Origin of the sequence: Chitinophaga sp. (assembly GCF_019236475.1) — a bacterium.
GTDB lineage: Bacteria > Bacteroidota > Bacteroidia > Chitinophagales > Chitinophagaceae > Chitinophaga.
In genome coordinates, this window is sequence record NZ_JAFAIX010000013.1 from 697249 (window position 1) to 719124 (window position 21876).

18 protein-coding genes are annotated in these 21876 nt (G+C 42.7%); 6 read left to right on the top strand and 12 right to left on the bottom strand.

Features of this window, described 5'->3' with window-relative positions; genetic code table 11:
* Positions 1-156 precede the first annotated feature (156 nt).
* The 6 genes from JO154_RS24840 (at position 157) to JO154_RS24865 (ending at position 3189) form a co-directional block, all read left to right on the top strand.
* Positions 157-603, top strand: a complete 447-nt coding sequence (locus JO154_RS24840; protein ID WP_291951332.1) for an SRPBCC domain-containing protein — start codon at positions 157-159, stop codon at positions 601-603.
* 902 nt (positions 604-1505) lie between these two features.
* Positions 1506-1655: a hypothetical protein gene (locus tag JO154_RS24845; RefSeq protein WP_291951333.1), complete on the top strand. Its 150-nt coding sequence runs from the start codon at positions 1506-1508 to the stop codon at positions 1653-1655.
* A 341-nt stretch (positions 1656-1996) separates the two neighbouring features.
* Complete coding sequence (locus JO154_RS24850) at positions 1997-2149, top strand: hypothetical protein (protein ID WP_291951336.1); 153 nt, start codon at positions 1997-1999, stop codon at positions 2147-2149.
* Positions 2150-2243: 94 nt separating this feature from the next.
* Positions 2244-2393, top strand: coding sequence for a hypothetical protein (locus JO154_RS24855; RefSeq protein ID WP_291951338.1), 150 nt, complete (start codon positions 2244-2246; stop codon positions 2391-2393).
* A 95-nt stretch (positions 2394-2488) separates the two neighbouring features.
* Positions 2489-2641: a hypothetical protein gene (locus tag JO154_RS24860; protein ID WP_291951341.1), complete on the top strand. Its 153-nt coding sequence runs from the start codon at positions 2489-2491 to the stop codon at positions 2639-2641.
* Between the two features lie 107 nt (positions 2642-2748).
* Positions 2749-3189 carry an acetyltransferase gene (locus JO154_RS24865; RefSeq protein ID WP_291951343.1) on the top strand — a complete coding sequence of 147 codons (441 nt, stop codon included), beginning with the start codon at positions 2749-2751 and terminating at the stop codon, positions 3187-3189.
* Positions 3190-3240: 51 nt separating this feature from the next.
* Here JO154_RS24865 and JO154_RS24870 read toward each other — a convergent pair whose 3' ends face one another.
* From JO154_RS24870 to JO154_RS24925, 12 genes are all read right to left on the bottom strand, one after another.
* Complete coding sequence (locus JO154_RS24870; protein ID WP_291951346.1) at positions 3241-4332, bottom strand: Fic/DOC family N-terminal domain-containing protein; 1092 nt, start codon at positions 4330-4332, stop codon at positions 3241-3243.
* Positions 4333-4502: 170 nt separating this feature from the next.
* The gene (locus JO154_RS24875) at positions 4503-6221 is read right to left on the bottom strand and encodes a CocE/NonD family hydrolase (protein ID WP_291951349.1); all 1719 of its coding nucleotides are present in this window, start codon (positions 6219-6221) and stop codon (positions 4503-4505) included.
* Between the two features lie 21 nt (positions 6222-6242).
* Positions 6243-6962, bottom strand: coding sequence for a LytTR family DNA-binding domain-containing protein (locus JO154_RS24880; protein ID WP_291951352.1), 720 nt, complete (start codon positions 6960-6962; stop codon positions 6243-6245).
* Positions 6955-8016, bottom strand: a complete 1062-nt coding sequence (locus JO154_RS24885; protein WP_291951355.1) for a histidine kinase — start codon at positions 8014-8016, stop codon at positions 6955-6957. Before JO154_RS24885 ends, JO154_RS24880 begins: the two co-directional genes overlap by 8 nt.
* 162 nt (positions 8017-8178) lie before the next feature.
* Entirely contained in the window at positions 8179-9609 is a 1431-nt protein-coding gene (locus tag JO154_RS24890; RefSeq protein ID WP_291951357.1) for a TolC family protein, read from the bottom strand.
* Positions 9610-9618: 9 nt separating this feature from the next.
* Positions 9619-12792 (bottom strand): efflux RND transporter permease subunit, encoded by a 3174-nt coding sequence (locus tag JO154_RS24895; protein WP_291951360.1) that lies wholly within the window; start codon positions 12790-12792, stop codon positions 9619-9621.
* Between the two features lie 25 nt (positions 12793-12817).
* A complete protein-coding gene (locus JO154_RS24900; protein WP_291951363.1) occupies positions 12818-13903 on the bottom strand; it encodes an efflux RND transporter periplasmic adaptor subunit in 1086 nt (361 codons plus the stop codon).
* 180 nt (positions 13904-14083) lie between these two features.
* Complete coding sequence (locus tag JO154_RS24905) at positions 14084-14491, bottom strand: hypothetical protein (protein ID WP_291951366.1); 408 nt, start codon at positions 14489-14491, stop codon at positions 14084-14086.
* A 265-nt stretch (positions 14492-14756) separates the two neighbouring features.
* Positions 14757-15722, bottom strand: a complete 966-nt coding sequence (locus JO154_RS24910) for a hypothetical protein (protein ID WP_291951369.1) — start codon at positions 15720-15722, stop codon at positions 14757-14759.
* A gap of 105 nt (positions 15723-15827) precedes the next feature.
* Positions 15828-17225 (bottom strand): RagB/SusD family nutrient uptake outer membrane protein, encoded by a 1398-nt coding sequence (locus JO154_RS24915; RefSeq protein WP_291951372.1) that lies wholly within the window; start codon positions 17223-17225, stop codon positions 15828-15830.
* A 23-nt stretch (positions 17226-17248) separates the two neighbouring features.
* Positions 17249-20824 carry a SusC/RagA family TonB-linked outer membrane protein gene (locus tag JO154_RS24920; protein WP_291951375.1) on the bottom strand — a complete coding sequence of 1192 codons (3576 nt, stop codon included), beginning with the start codon at positions 20822-20824 and terminating at the stop codon, positions 17249-17251.
* Between the two features lie 24 nt (positions 20825-20848).
* Complete coding sequence (locus JO154_RS24925) at positions 20849-21871, bottom strand: FecR family protein (protein WP_291951378.1); 1023 nt, start codon at positions 21869-21871, stop codon at positions 20849-20851.
* Between the last annotated feature and the right edge of the window lie 5 nt (positions 21872-21876).

A 21876-nucleotide genomic window follows, 5' to 3' on the forward strand; every position in this document is an offset into this window, starting at 1 on the left:
ATTACACCCTTCTTTACGCATTTCACATGGTCTCTCATTAGGGAAAATGTAGCTCGTAAATGATGCGATGGCTTGTCCACATCACCACTGAATATTGTCCATATTACCCTACACGAAAGTTGATCTAAGCAAGTACTTTTGAACAAACAATCACTTATGGCAAATATCTTACACCGAGTAGGTATCAAAACGTCTTCTATAGAGGATGTTTACCGGGCATTGACCACAAACGCGGGCCTTGCTGGATGGTGGACCACTGACACCAGCGGAGAAGGCGATCAAGTTGGAAATATCGTTTTATTCCGGTTTGACAAAGGAGGATTTGATATGAAAGTTAAAAAGCTCCAGTCACCGAATCTAGTGGAATGGGAGGTCATAGATGGACCTATAGAATGGGTAGGCACCACTATTAATTTTGAGATGAGACAAGAGGATGACTATGTACTTGTATTATTTCAACATCTGAACTGGAAAGAACCTGTGGAGTTCATGTATCATTGCAGTACCAAATGGGCGATCTTTCTAATGAGCCTGAAAGCGTTAGTAGAAACGGGGAAAGGCGCACCTTCTCCTAATGATATCAAGATTGATAATTGGAATTAAGGAAAATTCCATAAAACTAGTAAACCTGTTGTGCAATACATTTCACAGCAGGTTTACTAGTTTTACTAGATAGCTTTTCCCCACGCATTGTATACTCCGACAGTTCTTGTTGGTACGTGTCTCCCTAAAAAAACAAGAAAAATATTTATCCCATTATTTGTACCCAGTGCGAATGTAATCGCGAAAGATATTGTATGGAGACACGTGTCTGCCAGACCAATTCCCCTCAAAAATTTAATCGCATTCCAAATACACTGAGGCTATATTTCACCCATACCACAAGATAACTCACGCGTGCAGGTTCAGGGGCATCGCAATCTTCAAATTTTCCATTTCAACAATAGATATTTTGCTTTTACGCATGCTAAAAAAATTTTTAACATCAATTTTTTTCTATTAAATTGGTTAGAAGTACTAATGTGTTTGATTAGTCGCGATCATTAACCCAATGAACCCAAAGCCTGTATGTTGATTCCATGATATCATCTTTTCATTTACTACAAGCCTGCTACCAATAGCAACAATATCTAATTTATATGCTGAACAACCGCTCCACGGCATTGCTCCTCCAGCTAAAGACAGGAGAGGAATAATCATTAAATACTTACCGGTATGAAAAAGATCAATGCTCAAAAAAAATTACAGTTAACAAAGGTCAAAGTGGCTAAGCTGACCACTCCTAAAGATAGCGCACGCGTTTGTCTGACATCTTTGGCACAAACCACTTGCCCATTTTGCCATCAGACCATTAACTGCTCGTTGCCATGCTAAACAACCATTCCATGGCTTTGCTCCTCCAGCTAAAGATAGGAGAAGAATCATCACATGCTGAACAACCGCTCCACGGCATTGCTCCCTCAGCTAAAGACAGGAGAGGAATTATCATTTAATATTTTCTTTTTATGAAACAATCCACCGCTCCCAAAAAACTGCAGTTAACCAAAATCAAAGTGGCTAGCCTGAGCGCTCCTAAAGAAAAAGGTAAAGTTTGCCTGACCTCTTGGGATCAGACCACCTGCCCTGGTTGCAGATTAACTACGATTTGCCTCTAATAGGCATTTGCATAACGAAATGCTGAACAACCGCTCCATGGCATTGCTCCCTCAGCTAAAGACAGGAGAGGAATAATCATTAATCATTTACTATTATGAAAAAAATTCCTGCTCCCAAAAAATTACAGTTAGGCAAAATCAAAGTTGCTAATCTGAGCGCTCCTAAAGCTGCTGGAAAAATTTGCGTCACTTCCATTGCAAATACCAGTTGCCCTGGTTGTAGAGATACACTGATCTGCATCTTATAAGCAGATCTATCTGGTTATATGCTGAAACACCACTCCATGGCATTGCCCACCAGCTAAAGACAGGAGAGGAATTATCATTAAATATTTGCAATTATGAGACAGACTACTGGTCTTAAAAAACTGCAACTAACCAAGATCAAAGTTGCTAACCTGAGCGCTCCCAGAGAAAAAGGAAAAGTGTGTTTGACTTCTATCAATGCCACTTCCTGCCCTACCTGCTGGGAAACCCGGACCTGCCCTCAATAAGCATTATATCTGGCAACATGCTGAACAACCGCTCCATGGCATTGCCCCACCAGCTAAAGACAGGAGAGGAATCATCATCAAATTTCTTCTATTTATGAAACAGAACATTGCTCCCAAAAAACTGCAATTAACCAAAATCAAAGTTGCTAACCTGAGCATTCCTAGAGAGAAAGGAAAAGTATGTATGACTTCTATTGATGCAACTACCTGCCCTACTTGCAAGGTATCCCTGACCTGCCTCTAATTGCAGGATTATTTAAAATATGCTGAATAACCACTCCATGGCATTGCTCCTCCAGCAAGAGACAGGAGAGAAATAATCATTAAACATTTTCTATTATGAAACAAAACACCACTTCAAAGAAACTGCAATTAACCAAAATCAAAGTTGCTGCATTGAGCGTTCCTAGAGGAAAAAGAAAAATATGTGATACTTCTGCTGATGCTACCACTTGCCCAGCCACCTGCAAGTTAACCATCCTTTGCCTCTAATAGGTTATTCCCTGACAATGTCAAAGGTTAGCAGGATAGCACCTTTGACATTGTTGGATTTTAAATGATCAATACTTACCTTCGTAGCTGACCCATAGCCCAAACCGATGATACGCATAGAACAACCCACTCCCGCCAATTACGATGAAATGATCGACGTATGGGAGGCCTCTGTGAGAGCTACCCATCATTTCCTACATGAAGAAGATATCCAGTATTTCAAACCGCTGATAAAAAACGAATACTTCCATCTAGTGCAATTACGTTGTGCTATTGATAGCAATGGGGCAATACTAGGTTTTATCGGCATTGCTGATCAAAAACTGGAAATGTTATTCGTACATCCAGACGCTCATGGAAAAGGCCTGGGCAGACAACTACTCTCCTACGCAGTGAACGAAATGGAAGTGCTGGAGCTGGATGTAAATGAACAAAACGAAGGTGCTGTTGGGTTTTATAAGCATTGCGGATTTGAGGTTACGGGAAGATCTGCATTAGATAGCATGGGGAAACCTTTTCCAATTTTGCATATGAAAAAAGGGATCTGATAACAAAGGATGTTGTACTTCAGTTGCACACGAATCTTTCATTCAAAATTATTAATTCGAAGTTAGTAACTCCATCAATTTATAATTAACAAAATAGGTCGTTCTTGCAATTTTTTGTGGTTTTAAAACATCAGCATCAACCAACTTTTTAAGCCAGGTAGATGCTGTTTGACGATGGGCAAGTCCCATTTTCTCTATCAATTCTATTTTTAAATAAGGGAGTGTAAACATCAACTGCAATAAGTCAAAATTGAAAGAAGCCCCTAAGACCTGTTTCATTTTATTCTCAGTTTCGTCTTTCAACAACAGCATGGATTTAATTTTACTCGCTGTTAACTTTGCTGTTTCAATTAATGCCGTAAGCATATACATCACCCAATCATGCCAATTATTTTTTTCTGTTACGCCTCGCAGGAGCTGATAATACTCGGCCTTGTACTTTGCGATATACGAACTGAGATACAAAACCGGTTGGGATAATATGCCCTGTTGTACAAGGTATAATACATTTACAATGCGCCCTGTGCGCCCATTTCCATCTATAAAAGGATGAATTGCTTCGAACTGGTAATGTATCAAGGCCATTTTTATCAGAGGGTCCAATGTGGAGATTTCTGATTCATTAATAAAGCGTTCCAATGCTGCCAACATTTCTCTTATTGTATCTTCACAACACGGTGGAGTATAAATTATTTCACCATTGATAGCGTTTTTTAATGCTGTTCCAGGTACATTTCTAATTCCAATATTACTCCGTTTTATAGTCTGAACAATCTCAACTATTGTGTTTATCCGTAAAAGATTTTGCTGCGCCCGCATTCTTGACAACCCTACATACAATGCTTCCCGATAACTCAATACTTCTTTTGCCGCATAGCTTTCTCCCCCCTCCTCAGTTGCTGCCTTATACAACTCATCCTGTGTAGTAACAATATTCTCTATTGCGGAACTATCTTTACTTTCTTGAAGCACAACTATATTGATTAATAGCTGAGAATCAGGTAAAGCTGCACAAAGTCCATTTAATTCACCCAAATATCTGGATGCCTTGGCAAGATGCCGCAATATTTCTGGGGACTCCACAAAATCTGTCGGTGGTAATTTAGGTAAGTCATTATTTGGTTGAGCCCTATTAAAAGTCATTATATTAATGATTTTTAGTTAATTCCAATGGTGATTTCCTCGACACACATCCATTTTCATGTCGAAATTATTCATTTTTTTCGACATGAAAATGGATTATTTATTAAAAATTTCATCATTAGAGAACATTCATGTCGAAAAATCAGTCATTTTTCGACATAGAAATTGTATTATCTCCATACCGGCACTTTTATATAACTACCGGAATACCACTTTATCTGCAAAGGCCCGCCTGCATCATGTATTGTTTCATCACTCACATCTTTACCCGTGCCATAATTGATCTGCGCAAATGGATTCTTATTGATATTCAATACCACCAACAGGCGACTCCCCTTCTCCAATCGTTTACTGACCATGCGTGTTCTACTAAAAGGAATCGTTTCTAATTTTCCTGGTTGTAATAAATGCCGTTGCGTCATATCCTTGGCATAACTAGCCCTGCCAAGGAAATACGACAGATTAAAGTACCGGCCGTCTGCCATCAGTTCATACAATACCACGCCAATATCCATATCCCGCTTATTGATACACGCCAGTAATTCACCTGTAAAGCAACCGTTCATATCTATTGCTTTCTCTAGCGGTTCACTTAAAAAGAACAGGCCATTAGTTGTATCCAGACTATCACGGATGATGGGGTTAGGATAATAATCATTCAACCATGTATTTCTGTCGGCTAGATCAATGCTCTGTAAGAGGTAACTGGTATCTGTTGGATGCTTTGCGGAAAGCGTGTATGCTCCCTGAGATGGCTTTCCACATAAGTAGAAGGTAAGCGTATCGTTATTCATTTTTTCAATAGAGGAGACATGCCGCCATTCGTTGGCGCCCATCACTTCAAAATTGATTTTATCTTTCAAAAGCGCTGGTTTCTTCCCATTCTGTAATATGTAATCAAGCCACTCGAAGGTGAGCTGACTCGTATTAATAAGGGCAGTTGAATCGACGGTATATCCACGTAACTGAGGGGTTCCACCGCGTTGCGCTCCGAAATGGTCATAGGGGCCAATCACCAGGTAATGCTGCGCATGTGGGTTATACTTATAATGTTCTTGGAGATATCTCAGACCGGAAATCTGTCCGTCGTCATAGTAGCCTTCAATGGTGAGTACAGGAATACTGATGTTGGCAAATTCTTGTCCGTAAGGGACCATTGATTGCCAGTAGGCATCGTAGTCTGGATGTCGTAACCAACGCTGTAGCCAGGGATTCGAAACACCGTCTATACTATCTATTTTTCTGTAGGCCACACCACTGTGAAACCATTGCTGCTGCATCGTTCTCCAACGAATAGGATCATTGTAGACATTATTATCCAGGGTTCTATTGTTCGTTGTATAAAAAGCCCAACCGTAATTGGCATTTAAGAAAATATTATTCTCCATTGGGAGACCTATACCAGGAATAGCCGCAACATAAGGCACTATCGTCTTCAATGCAGGGTGCAATTTCTTTGTTGCTGCCCATTGAGAAAAGCCGTCATAACTACCTCCGTACATTCCCACTTTCCCGTTGCTCCAAGGTTGCTGTATAATCCAATCAATCACGCTGTTTACATCCTGCACCTCATGTTCATAGGGAGCAATCGAATCTGGGCTCCATCCCTTTCCCCTACTGAAAGCAACGATTCCTACGTAACCATGTGCTGCTGCCATTTTAGCGCGAGTAAGGCTCTTGCCATCCGCATAGATAGTGAAAGTAAGTGCAGTAGGCAATGGAGGATACCTTCCTTTCTCTCTGACCACAATGGCCGAGATATGGGCACCGTCATTTGTATGAATTGCAACACTATCTATTCGGCACTCGCTAGGGGATAGCAATTGCTGGGCGCCGACATGGGTAAACATAATGATCCCACTAAGCAGTAACACTACTACTTTGTCCATATACTAAATTTAATGATCGAATTATATGCGGTTAATACTTCTGAACTTTACAGATTGACGCATAGATACTTCCAACGCAGTACTATTTTTCAATATCAGTTGTAGTCGGCCTCCAGAGAGGGTAATAACCTGTTGTATATAGTGTGTATTAACCAATTGGGTTCTGTTGACACGAAAGAATATTGCAGTGTCTAATATATGCTCCCACTGATTAAGGGAACGTTTGACAATTACCTTTTTATCGTCAAAATATACCTTTGAGTAATTATCTGCGGATGTAATTAGGTAAATAGATAATGGATTTACAAAGTAAGTATGCTCTCCATCTTTAATAAAGAGTTGTTTAGTGTAGGTAGACAAATGTTCTCTGGCCTGAATGGCTGCTTGTTTCACCCTTATCTTATCTACCGTATGCCTAAACCGCTCTTCCCTGAAGGGTTTCAGCAAATAATCCAATGCATTGCTATCAAATGCGCGTATTGCATACTGGTCAAATGCAGTTACAAAAATTACCTGCGGCACCACCTCCAACTGTTCCAGTAAATCAAAACCTGATTGTTCTGGCATTTGTATATCTAGGAATATCAGATCTGGATTTTTCTCCTTAATCAACATTTTCGCCTCCTCCACATGTCGGGCTTCCCCAATGATAGTGAAGTCGGTATAAGGTTTTAATGCCCGTTTGAGCTCTTCCCGGGAAGAGCGTTCGTCGTCTACTATTACTACATTTATTTTAAACATATGCGGGAATTATTAACTCAACGGACACCTGATTATTTGTTTCACCTAGATGCATTGTGAATCTTCCATCGTAGTGCAATTCCAGCCGTTTTCGTAAGTTCTTCAATCCTAGACCATTACTGAATTCTGCTGGTGCTTGCTTTCCCGAATTCGTCACAATAATCCTCAATTGCTGATCTATTCTATCCAACTGCATAGTAATGGTACCGCCATCTTTCAATTTGGATATACCATGCTTGATACTATTCTCCACCAAGGTCTGTATACTCAAAGGAGGCAGTGTTACAGGGAGACAATCATCACTAACAGTTACAGTCGTTTGTAAGCGTTCTTCAAATCTGAGTTTCTCTAGTTCCAAGTAATCATTTACCAACTGCAATTCTTCAGTTACCGTAATAACGCGATCATCGTGATTATAAAGGAAATGCCTTAGTAGATCAGACAACAAATCCACTGCCCGCCTTGCTGCGGTAGGCTCTTCAGCAATGAGAAACTTAATCGTATTCAAAGAATTAAAGAAGAAATGTGGATTCAATTGGGCTGACAACTGGTTAAGCTGCGCCTCTCTTGTAGCCATGATGAGTTGCGCATTTTCCAGGGCAATCTTATTTTCCCTTTGCGCATAATGATACCCGTGATAGATCAAAATCCAGATGGCCATTAATCTTGTTCCTGTGAGTAACAAGGTTCTATAGGTATGTGTCAGGTAGTTGTAGAGAGACAAATTCCCCTCGCCTCCGATAGTGTAACGAATGTAATACAGTTTTAGCGCGATCAATAAAGCATATGTCGCCCCAATCAACAACACGGCAGGTATCAGCCTCCATGCCAGCTTTCCTGGGGATAGATTTGTCCACCGGAATTTAAGCGCGAGGTAGCGATAACAATGCGTCACAAGAATGCCGATGGTCACATCCCCTATGAGGTGGAATAGGAACGCTGTCCAGGTAGCCTGCGGCGCACGCATTCCTTCCAATCCCCAGTATAGGGCTGCAATACACCAGCCAATCAACTGGCATTTCCAGTAGAGCGATATGTTAGCGATTTTGTTCAACTGAATAAAGATTTACCTACAAAGAAAGGAGATTTCTCTATTCAACAGGGAGCAAAGTACAGGAGCGCAGGAGAATGGGTGACAAACGTTCATTTAAATGATAATAGCCGGATAAACCGGCTATTATCTCCCTTAAAATATAAACTCTAAAATAAACAAATGTTAATTCCAGCCACCACCTAATGCTTGGTAAATATTCACCATTGCATTCAGTTGTTGCTTTTTCGTTTCGATTAATTCAAATTTGGATTCAAGGGCATCTCGCTGCGTCAGTAACACCTCCATATAGTCTGCCCTAGCGGATTTAAACAGATCATTGGAAATGGCAATCGACTGTGTGAGGGCATCCACCTGTTTCGATTTCAGGTCGTAGCTTTTTTCCAAGTTGCTGATTTTCGCCAACTGGTTAGCTACTTCCATATATGCGTTCAGGATAGTACGCTCATAGTTGTATGCCGCCTGTATTTGCTTCGCATTGGCATTGTAATAGGTTGCCTTGATCGCATTCTTATTCACGAGTGGCGCTACTAGTTCCCCTGCAAGTCCATACAGCAATGACTCTGGTGTACGAAGCAGATAAGATGGATTAAATGCCTGGTAACCTACGGCAGCAGAAATTCCAAAAGAAGGATAGAACTGCGCCTTGGCCACTTTTATATCCAATTGAGCCGCCGACAATGCCAGTTCCGCCTGTTTGATATCTGGGCGATTGGCCAACAGTTGAGAAGGAATACCCGCATGCACAGGCGCTGGCAACAGTTCCTCAAAACTATGGTCATTCCTGACAATAGGCTGTGGATATCTACCTAACAGAAAATTGATTCTGTTCTCCGTTTCGGTAATTTGCTGCTTAATATCGTATTGTAAACTTTGTGTTTTCAGTACTTCCGCTTCAAATTTTCGTACGGCCAGCTCCGTTACCCTGGTGGCTTCCTTTTGCAATTTTACAATCACCAAGGCATCATGCAGGATTTGCATGTTTTTATTGACGATCTCCAACTGATTATCCAAGGCCAGTAATTCGTAATAGGAATTAGCCACTTCCGCTACCAGGTTGGTGACAACGAAGTTCTTGCCTTCCACCGTAGCCAGATAACGCGTAACAGCCGCCTTCTTAGCGTTGTGTAGCTTATGCCAGAGATCCACTTCCCATGTAGCGTATACGCCTAACAGATAGTCCGGCAATGGGTCCGGCATTTCTTTCCCTGGCTTGATCTCTGTGTTCGCCTCTACTGCGCCCGCGCTAGTATATCGGGCTACCTTATCCAATCCTACCGCCCCTTTCACACCCACAAAAGGTAAATACTCCCCCTTCCGAGCCCTGATCTCATTCCTGGAAATCTCTATTTCTTGGAGCGTGATATTCAGTTCCTGGTTATTCTTCAAAGCGGTGTCAATCAAGGATACCAGGTTGGGATCCGTAAAGTATTCCTTCCATTTTACCTGGGCCGTGTTGATGGTATCACGTGCATCTGTGTAACCATCCGGCACATGATTGTTGGCTGTCTTCCCTGTCAACTCCGGTACCTTACAGGCGCCATAGCTCAATGAGAGACAGACAAAGCATATATATTTATTTACTCTTTTTAACATCACAATCAGTTATTGTTCTTCAATAATAAGGATCTTCCTTTCCGTCAGTGGTTTTTCATCTTCATCCTTGATCAGCTTACGTTTGGCAGCGATACTACCGAAGATGAAATATAATCCAGGAATGAGGATTACCCCGAAAATGGTTCCCATCAACATACCGCCTAAAGAGGCCGCACCGATAGTACGGTTCCCGATAGCACCAGGACCTGTAGCAAAAACCAGCGGAACCAATCCGGCAATAAATGCCAAGGATGTCATCAAAATCGGGCGGAACCTCGTTTTGGCGCCTTCTAACGCCGCCTCTAATACGGGAACGCCTGAACGATGTTTTTGTGCCGCAAACTCCACAATCAGTACGGCATTCTTACCCAACAAACCAACCAACATAATCAATCCCACCTGTGCATAAATATCATTGGATAGGCCCATGATTTTTAATAACAAGAACGATCCGAATACGCCGGCAGGAAGAGAGAGAACTACCGCCAACGGCAATACGAAACTTTCATACTGCGCAGCGAGGATCAGGTATACGAAGAATAATACGATCAGGAAGATGTACAGCGCTTCATTACCACGACCAGATTCATCCTTGGAAAGACCTTCCCAGTCGATACCGTAACCATTCGGCAATGTTTTGGCGGCCACTTCTTGAATCACCTTAATCGCTTCACCACTACTATAGCCTGCTGAAGGTTCCCCTCTAATCGCAGATGAATTGTACATATTATACCTCGTGATCTCATTCAGACCATGTGATTTTTTAATACTCATGAACGCAGAATAAGGCACCATTTCATCCCGGTTATTCTTCACATACAGGTTCATCAGATCTTCTGGTAATCTTCTGTACTCAGGAGCTGCCTGTACATATACTTTGAGGAAGTTACCAAAGCGGATAAATCCAAGTTCATAGGTACTACCGATCAAGATGGAAAGGTTATCCATTGCTTTACCAATAGATACCCCTTTCTGCATGGCTGCCTGGTTGTCGATCTGCAACTCATATTGCGGATAGTTGGCACTATAGAAAGTGAACAACCCTGACAACTCTTTACGTTTCCGCAGCGCTGCCATGAACTCATCATTCACTTTCTCCATTTCCTTATAGTCGTCGCTATTGGTTTTATCCAACAGACGCAGCGCAAAACCGCCGGCAGCACCATATCCAGGTACGGCTGGTGGACCGAAAAATTCAATGGTAGCACCGGGGATATCCTTACATTTTTCTTCCAGTTCAGCAATGATCTGGTTGACATTATGTTTACGTTCTGACCAGTTTTTCAGGTTGATGATACAAGTACCGGCATTGGAACCACGACCTTCTGTCAACACCTCATAACCTGCCAACGCGGATACCGACTGGATTCCTTCCACGTGTTCTGCAATGTTCTGTACTTTTCTCGCCATGTCATTGGTGCGTTCCAGCGTAGAACCTGGAGGCGTTTGGATGATAGCATAGATCATACCTTGGTCTTCACTAGGAATAAAACCAGAAGGCAATGATTTACTAATACCGAAAATGCTGACAGCAAAAGCGATGAGGATACCGAAAGTGATCACTCTACGGTTTACTATTTTCTCCATCAGGCTGGTATACCTGCCCGTGAGTTTTTCAAACCCTCTGTTGAATGCATCCAGGAACATTTTCACAGGCGTTTTTTTCTTCGGTTGCCCATGATTGTTTTTTAGCAGGATAGCGCAGAGTACAGGCGTCAACGTGAGTGCCACGATACCAGACAACACGATGGAAGTAGCCATGGTAATAGCGAACTGTCGGTAGAAAATACCTACAGGACCAGACATGAATGCCACTGGAATGAATACTGCTGTCATTACAAATGTGATTGCTACGATGGCGCCGCTGATCTCATGCAATACCTGCTTGGTAGCCGCATATGGCGAAAGGTGTTCTTCTTCCATCTTCGCATGGACCGCCTCAATTACCACGATCGCATTATCCACCACAATACCGATTGCCAGTACCAACGCAAACAATGTGATCAGGTTGATGGTGAGTCCGAATACCTGCATGAAGAAGAACGCGCCGATGAGCGACACCGGTACTGCTAGTGTAGGAATCAGCGTAGAGCGCCAGTCGCCCAGGAATATGAAAACCACAATAGCCACGAGTACAAAGGCTTCGCAGAGCGTATGGATTACTTTTTCAATGGAGGCATCCAGGAAGCTGGATACATCGTAACTGATTTCGTAATCCATGCCTGGAGGGAAGGATTTTTTCATTTCCTCCAATTGGGATTTTACTTCCTTGATAACATCATTCGCGTTACTACCATAGGTTTGTTTCAGCACGATCGCCGCCGAAGGATGTCCATTCAGGTTGGAGTAGATATCATAGAATTCACTACCCAGTTCCACATCTGCCACATCTTTCAATCGCAGGAGTTCACCGTTGGCATTAGCGCGGATGATTACATCTTTGTATTGTTCCGGCTGATTATAACGTCCTTGGTAGGTGAGTACATATTCCAGTGCTTCGGAGCGTTTACCATCGCTTCTACCGAGACGACCGGGAGACCCGATTACGCTTTGGCTGCCGAGGGCTGCCATCACTTCGTCTGTGGATACGTTGTAAGCCCGCATCCTGTCTGGCTTTAGCCAGATACGCATCGCATACTGCCGGCTACCCAGGATCTGAGCATTCCCGATCCCTTTCACCCTACTCAGTTCGCGGAGGATATTCACATTGGCGTAGTTATACAGGAAATTTTCATCTGCATGTGGGTCTTTACTGTATACGTTCACATACATCAGCATGTTGGGTTGCAGGATGTTTACCACAATCCCTTCACGCTGTACCAGTTCTGGTAGCCTGTTAGTAACTTGTTCAATGCGGTTCTTTACGTTTACCACCGCTTGGTTCGGATCTGTTCCCAGATCGAAAACTACTTGAATATTGGCCTCGCCCGCACTGGTTGCATCGGAGGTCATGTACTTCATACCGGGTACACCGTTTACCGCTTTTTCCAAAGGTATCAGTACGGACTTCACCAATACATCCGCACTCGCGCCCGGATAAGCCACACTCACGATCACCCTGGGAGGGGCGATGGACGGGAACTGTGAGGTGGGGAGTGTATTTATGGCCAGGAAGCCCATGAAGATAATGACAAGTGATATCACTATCGCAAAGACTGGCCGCTTCATGAAAATATTAAACATTTCTCTTGCTTTTTGGATGGTTACATTATTCCGTTGGTAACGTTAAGTGAGCGATTACCTGTTTCGGGTTCTCATAGTCGAAGGCTATTTTATCCTTGTCCTTCACTTTACGCAACCCTTCCAGCAAGATTTTATCATTTTCAGTCAGACCGTCTTTTACCACATAGAGATCCGTTATTTCCGCTTCGATAGTAATAGGTTTCATGGTCACCACATTATCTTTTCCTACCACGAATACATATTTTTTATCCATTACTTCCATAGTGGCTTTCTGTGGAATGATGAGCGCACCTTTCATGTGCACCGGCATAAGAATGCTACCGGTTTCTCCATGTCGGAGGAGTTTATCCGGGTTAGGGAAATTGGCCCTGAAGGCGATATTTCCTGTTTCATTATTGAATTCCCCTTCTATTGTTTCTACTACGCCTGGATATCCGAATACCTGTTTATTGGCCATTAGCAGGTTTACTTTCAGTGGTTCTTTTGATTTCAGGTTTTCTTTGTAGTCGAGGTACTCAGGTTCTGAAACGTTGAAGTAAACCCACATGTGGCTGTTATCGGATAAGGTGGTCAGTAGGTCGCCGTCTCCAACAAGGCTCCCTTGTTTCATGCGGAGGCGGTCGATGATACCGTCGAAAGGAGCGCGGATATCAGTGAATCCGAGATGCACTTTGGCGAGGGATTGTTCTGCTTTTGCTTTCTGCAATTTGGCATTGGCAAGGGCCAATTCATTGGCAGAAACTACGTTTTTGTCGGCCAGGACTTTTGTATTCTGCATTTCAATTTCGGCCGCTTTGGTTTCAGCTTCTGCTTTTTGCAGTTCGGCTTCATACAATCGAGGCATGATCTTGAAGAGGAGCTGTCCTGCTTTTACAGGTTGTCCTTCATCCACGGCCACGCTCTCCAGGTACCCTTTTTCCTGCGCCCGTAATTCGATATTACGGATGGAGCGGATCTGGCATACGTACTCTTTAGTGATAACGGTATCCATTTTCAATGGACTGGTAACAAGAAACTTAGTGGTTTCCTCTTTTTCTTCTCCTTTTGAGGAGGTACAGCCTGTATGACACACAACGGCATACAAGCCCATAAGCATGATGATTCTTTTCATAAAGTATTATGATTATTGCAGGTTGGCTATCGCAACGCTTTTAATGGACACATGACTTCCTTGACCCCATAGCAGTGCTATGCAGGCAATTGAATATAGCTAGTAAGTATCAGTGAATATGGGTAAACGGAGACTGGATAGGCAGGATAGTGGCCTATTCTCAGCTAAAGCGGATAGGTATCAAATTCTGAAAACATGATGGAGGACACATTTGTCAATGGTTCCATAGGATGGTTGATGGTGGGCTAATTCCAAGTTGGCAAGACATGGAGGACCACATGCCCATTCATGGGCATAAAAACAGGAAATAAGCATATATCCTGTCTCTAATTGTTTCCTGGCGAATAACGAATCGCCTTCATCTTCGACTTCCGTAGCTTTAATCCTGTCGCGCAGTGTTCCTTTCCTGGATAGTGGCACTTTACCCTGCAGGGCGAAGCTGCTTCTGACAACATTCGATTCCTCCTGCAATGTAGCCCTGGATATCCTGATGGCAGGCTTACCTACCCCGCTTTCATGTGCGTGACAGTAGCCTACCAAGAAAAGGAAACACAGTGATAGGAAATATCTTAGTATTATTCTCATCATCAGGGCCCAAAAATAATATCAAAACCTATAAGTACACCTACCCGGGTATTAAAATTCCTTTAATATTAGGAATTGGGTATCAACGATTTTATTAATACTTTATTGTGCATGCTGGCAGATAATCATCCATTGAATATTCTATGAAGCCAGTGGAACCGCGTCTTACATCTATTTTATTATACATATATTTCATCAAAAATAAAGTAAGCAAAGTAGAGCAGGCTAACAAAGTAGTAGCCAATTTGATTTGGAGAACCTCACATAATTAATGCTCCGCACGCTGCTTAACCACCTGTAAAATATTATTCTGAATATCTTTCATAATCCAGCGTGCCCACCAACTGGCGTAAAAATTAAATGTTGTAGATAGCTTGAAATGGCTAGAGAGATGCAATCTACACGTGTTTGCATCCAGTTGTTCTAATTCATAAACCCCATTCAGCACATCAAAATAATCCCCTCCTACTACCACGTGTTCATCCATCGTGGTGGATGGAATCTCATAAGGATTTGCACGGATATCAAAAGTCATCTTACGTTGATGGCTATACTCCGTTACGGTTTCATGAAAGATGAGTCCTCCAGTGAAAATCGCTTCTCGATAGGCCCCTACCCCTTCATAATTTAACTCAGCCCTTAGCGGACGAGGGAATCCCAAGAATTGCGTTAGCCACCCTTTATCCTGTTGGGCTTTGATTTCTTTTACACGAGTAACCTGCTGCCAGACGGCCGCTTTAGGCGCTTTGATATCGATATACGTATAGGCTTCATAGGTACCTGGAATGACAGCAATCAACTTTTCAAGGGGGGATATTACCAATGGCAGCAATACAATCACCGATACAAAAATATTTTCATCTCTTTTTTGGTCCCGCAGTTTGAAATAACCCGCTACCAGCCCTCCAATGGAAGAAAGCAGCAAAAATACCGGCATAATCATCAGCCAACATGCCCAACCTTCTATTGCCAGGCCCAACGTGAACAAGAAAAAGATGATTATCGGTATCCATGGCACAAAAAAGCGGTAACTCCAACTTTTTACTTTCTTTACACTGGATAAATATATCATCAACGCCCCTACGCCAAAAGGAATGCCTACAAGGAAAGCAATCGTCATCACACTAAACAGGGCAGCCCAGGAGTCGAGGCCGAAGCAGTACCGCATGATGAGGGCAAAGGCAACCGGAATACCAATGATTTTTATAGCACGGATTAGATCTGTTTTGTTCATAGAGGGAAATATAGGCAAAGGAAAGGTGGAAGATACACAAATAAAATGGGGAACACCTGGCGGCATTCCCCTTCGTTGTTTTCAACAGTTGGCTTTTGTATGAAGTTATTTGGAGTTTTGTGTGAGTCTTCCTTCTCCATAGGCAATAGCCGTTTGCGAGAAAGGAATTATCCAAAGATGCGATTCTGGCGAAATGGAATAGTTAGTACCATATTCGGTTTTGGTAAGAGTTGCCTTGTACTTCGGATCGTTGTTAAAACGGCGGTAATCCAAGTACCATCCGCCATAGCCACGGTATTCACAACGCATTTCTCTACGAATAAGCGCAATCGCATCCGCCTCTGTAGTGGCAGTTACCGGAGTATAGAATTCTTTAATGATACGTTTCACACGCACTTGATTCAATACATCCATTGATTCGCTGATTTTTCCCGCGCGGGCAAGGCACTCTGCTTTATAGTAATACATCTCCGGTGTGCGGATGCCGCCTACATTGGCATCATCAAATCGACGATAAGATAAGATCACCTCACCACCAATAGTTCTTGCCGCGAAATTGATTTTCAGACGGGCATCTCCCCTGTCATACTGCGTTGAGTCTGCCGCTTTGATCAGGCTGATGTAGAACCCTTGCATCTGGGCCATCTGACCACCGTAATTGAAGATGTAGTTTTCAGGATTCTTGAATTCGTATTTTGGTACATTGATAGAAGGACTGGTACCATCTGCCAGGGCTTTATTATCGTAATAATACTGCACATAGTCAAACAGTTGACTGTTTATTGCCAGGGCTTTATCTGCCATCGCTTCCGCCTGTGTAAAATCCCGCTGGAACATGTAAACCCTGGAGAGCAAGGCATATGCCGTTCCTTTACCAGGAAACATAGGATTAATACCCATATCTGGAAGCACCGGAATAGCTGCATTGAGTTCACTGATAATGAAGTTATATACCGATTTCACGGAAGATTGTGTCAGCTTCTGTTCCATGTCATCACTGGTATTGATAATAACGCCAGGATCAGTGGGTGCCGTTGCCGGATCGTATGTCTTGGCATAACTACTTACCAGATAAAAATATTGAATAGCACGCATCACCTTTGCCTGTGCAATCAATTGCGCTTTTATTTCAGGCGTTCCAGTGGTAGCAGTTGGAAGGTGGTTGATAATTACGTTATAATTAAAAATCCCGCTATAAGACCAGTTGTAGCCCATATCCGTCTGCAGATATTGCATACGATCCTGGGATTCCTGCCATAGGTAATTAATATTACTCAGATTGGTACTAAGAATCTGGCTTTGCATAAAACCCCACTCATTCGCAATATTCGACTGATTGGACATATCCACTATATGAGAATTCTTGGTCTCCATTAAGGCCTTGTAATCCTCCAATGTTTGAGGAATTTTCTGCCCTCTAGGTACAATATCCAGGTATTTCTTACAGCTAGAAGCCCCTGTCAGCGTAGCTCCGCACAATATGATATAAAATAACTTTTTCATTTGGAATTCTTTTCTGCCAGTGATTAAAGTGAAAGATTAACACCGAAATTGTAGGTCGGCATCATTGGTAATCCGCGCATAGCTGCTGAACCAATCATTCCGCCTGTTTCAGGATCGATGCCCTGATTATTGAATCCGATGTAGAACAGGTTATCTGCCTGGAATCTGATCCTTGCCGCAGCTACTTTCATACGCTTCAGCAGATCTTTAGGCAGATTATAAGTCAATGCTATATTTCTGGCCTTGATATAAGAGGCATTCATGACGGTTTTATCAGAGTTAATCCAGTAGTCGTTTCTGTAATTATTACCAGTCTTATCATAATCGAATACCAGTCTTGGAATATCTGTTACCAACTCATCACCTGGTTTTTTCCATGCATTGCTCAACCCTTCACGAAATGCATAGGTAGGAAAGGCGCCGTTCATATAAGGTACATCGTACTTCATAACATGTCCTGCATTGTACACAAACATCACAGACAACTGGAATTGTTTATAACTGACATTATTGATAAGCGCGCCAGTGTATAAAGGCATGTACGATCCCATGCTATGTACCACACCAGTAGATGTTACCAGTTTGTCTGTTGGTTTGCCATCTGCACCAATGATCATGGGTTCTCCCTTATTGTTCAGCCCTGCATAATTATAGGCATAGAGGGTGTAATATGAATTACCTTGTACTGGATAATTGGAGGAAGGCAACAGTTCTGAAGCCATTTTCGCCTGGTAATCCACACGGGTAACTGTATTCTTGTTGTAAGCATTGTTGACAGTAATATCCCATTTCACATTTCTACTAGTCACGATCGGTGTGCGCAGGGATAATTCCACACCATTGTTTCTCATCGCCCCGTTATTCACATATGCAGAACTAAAGCCCAATGCAGGGTCAATTGTCTTACTAGACAACAGATCTGAACTGTTTCTTACATAATAATCAAGACTACCGGTCAGTTTATCATTCAGGACGGCAAAATCAGCACCCACATTAACGGTAGCCGTTTTTTCCCAGCGCAAGTTTGGATTGGGAGGCGTACCAATATCTCCAGTCAGATTTCCTGTGAGTATACTTACGCCGTAAGAAGCCACCATGAATGGTCCGGCATTCTTAGCAACGTTACCATTAATACCATAGGAACCACGCAGTTTCAACATATCCAACCAGTTGATATCAGACATAAAATGCTCCTTACTGATAATCCAGCTAGCACCAGCAGACCATAACGGACGATATTGGAATTTTGGATTAGTACCGAATAAGTTGGACAAATCATAACGCATACTTCCAGATACCATGTACTTGTCATTATACGTATACGAAGCATTTCCATAGAAGGAAACATAACGGTTAATTGCCTCGGAATACCTTATCAGATCAGTGATAGAAGAACGGACACTATTCAACCCAGTCATACCGAGTGCAAGATCTGCCGCATTCACTGGCATATATTTCATCGTCAGCGGATCATATCCATATACGGAATAGAAATCTCTGTTCACTTTGGATTCACGGGTTTCAGAGCCCAGCAAACCTACGAGTTCATGTTTCTTGTTAAATGTATGGTTGAAATTCAACTGCTGACGGAAAGTAAATGCACGCTGATTATAAATAGTGGAACGGAAAGCGTTGCCCACTGGCAGTTTATAGATGGTATTACCTTTGGTATCCAATGCAGAGAAGGAATTGAACAGATTACGCATGTAGCGGGAATCCTGATCCAGCACCTCTTCTGTTTTATCATAATTGCGTTCATATTGGAACATCACATCATAATTCAGCCATTTTGTGATTTTGGCGTTCAATTTCGCATAGCCTCTAGTCTGTAATCCTCTGTCTACAATCTGGTTATAACGGATTTCTTGGGCCGGATTTCTTTCTACAGAAAACAGACCGTACTTGGTATAGGTTGCTCTGTCTATTGCCGATAGTTTGGATCTCAGGAAAGTAACGTTGCCATTCTGATCCAACATAGATTCAAATGGGAGTTGCTGATTAAGATAGCTACTACCAGTTGCTAAATCCATACTTCCATCTGGGCCGGAACCATCGTTGTAATTCATATAAATACCCACATCTGCCTTCAACCATTTGGAAATCTCCGTGGTATTACGAACGGTCACGCCCACATATTTGCTGTTATTGGTTTTATCATATCCCTGATCGTTGCGGAAAGTGGCAGAGAAATTGAAAATATTGGCAGCACTGGCTTTACCTACAGACAGGTTATATTGTTGATTGGACCTAGGTCGAACCAGCTTATCCAATACCTGTTGATTGTATACATTGATGCCACGTAACTTATTCAGTCCTTCATCCGCCTGGGCACGGGTAATCTTACCTTCGGCTACCTGCAACAGTAAGTCCAGCGCAGGGTTCACCACACCGGCAGCATCCCTTAATCGGGCAGCTTCGGTCAATGGCGCAGTTTTGAATGCAGGATCATTATCATAATACTGTGTCAGTACATCAATGATTTCGTTGGAGTTGGCTCTTTTTTGATACGCGAGATTCCATTTCGGTGTAACAGCATAATCTGCACTGAAACTAAGCTGGGTTTTTCCAGGTTTCGCTTTCTTCGTGGTGATCACGATAACGCCGTTAGCCGCTCTGGCGCCGTATATAGAAGCAGCGGCAGCATCTTTCAGTACCGTAATCGTTTCTATATCTTCCGGGTTGATATTCGGCATATCATCCGACAATCTACCATAGGCATCTACATAAGAGTTCTCTACGGGGAAACCATCAATCACATACAGTGGATTTTTGGTAGCATTGAAAGTAGATGTTCCTCTTACAACAATATTTCCTTTATAGGTCATTACACCTGGCAGATTTCCTTCCAATACTTGGGAAAGGCTACTGATACGGCGTTTATCGAGATCTGCTGATTTAACGGAAGCAAATGAACCGGTGGCGCGTTCACGGGAAAGGGTTTGATAACCGGTTACCACCACTTCATTCAATACTTTATTTTTCATCACCACATTTTGTACATCACCATTGGCGGTAAAAATAGTGGCACGTTCCATACCAGTATAAGTAAAGGTGATCTCTTTGGTAGACTCAGGAACAAGGATTACAAATTGGCCCAGGTAATTGGATACCGCATAATCTTTGCCTGTAGCACCTTGAATATAAACGCCAGGCAAACGATTCTGTCCTTCATCAGATACAGTACCGGATATTTTTTTCATACCTGCAGGCGTTTTCTGCTGTAATACCAGTGTAATACTGGGATTCACCATTGGTTCCAAAACTGTGGGCTTGCGCTCACTAGGTACAATTACATAATGATTTCTGTCGGTATAGAGGAATACCAGTTTGTTGGGATAGAGGATGTCTTTCAGTAGTTCTTCTACTAGTTGTCCACTTGCTGATTTGACAAAAACTTTGGTTGTTTTTCCATTGAGCAGTTGCGCATCGTACATAAATGTAGTGCCATAAACTTTGGAAATCTGGTCCAATGCTTCTTTGATGGTTTGCTCTGTTTTTGTGGCAGGCCCCGAATGTTGAGCGCTGGCAAAAGTACAGGAAAGTAACAGTACGCATAGGTACAGCAAGCCCCTTAGGCTTTGTCTGGTACAAATCCTCATTGATCTTGGTTTTAGTAATGGTTGTTAATACCCTCGTTGACCGTTTTTTCTAATAGTCAGCGTGTCATTATTCTTGTCTATGGTTACATTTAGTATCGCTGACAATTCAAACAGTACATTGTTAATGTTGCGAAGCGATAAGGTACCCTGTATGGTTTTATTGGCAATGGATGAGTCCTGCAGTACTATCGTATAGCCATACTGGTCCTGCAATGTTTCAAATATCTCCTTCACGGAGGTGTTTACAAGCTGCATTTTATTTTCCTTCCAAGCCGTGGTGGATAAGCTGTTGGCAGGTATTTTTACTAGCTGGTAGTTGGTTTTATCGTAACTTATTTTTTCGTCAGGACTCAATACAATGGATGTGTGATGCTCCGAATCTGTGACTCTTACTTTTCCGGTCTGCAAATATACTTCTGTGCTGTTTCTTCTTGATTTTATATTAAAAACTGTTCCTAATACTTCTACATTCAATTTTCCAGCATGTACCGTAAACGGCGCGGCTACGTGTATACGAGATGGTTTGACATCAAAGAGGGCCTCTCCATCTACCCACACTTCCCTATCTCCTTGGTTCCATCTGCTGTAAGTCAGCCTGGAATTGGCATTCAGCATTACCGTAGAGGCATCTGGCAATGTTACTAACAGATGTTGTCCGTTACCTGTGCTGAAATGCCTAGTACGATTAGCATAGAGATAATACCCTCCGGCCAAGGCTACTGGCGCGAGTATAGCTGCTGCCCATCGCATGATCCGCCGCGACATCGATACTACGCGCGGTGGTGATCCTGCTGCTGCAATACCTGCCTGTATGTTGTTCCAGACAGCGGATTTGATGGTTTCGGGAGACGAAATCCGCTCCAGGCTGAATATCCCCTCTGCAACCGCTTTCGCGGCGTGCATCTCCTCCAGATTACCAGGTGCTGCCTGCTGCCACTGTTCCCAATATGATACAGTTGCTGGCCGCGCATACCTCACCCACTCCAGGAAGAACGCATCTTCCAGAAACTGTTCTTTCGTATATAAATGATAGTTATCCTTTCCCAAGAGCC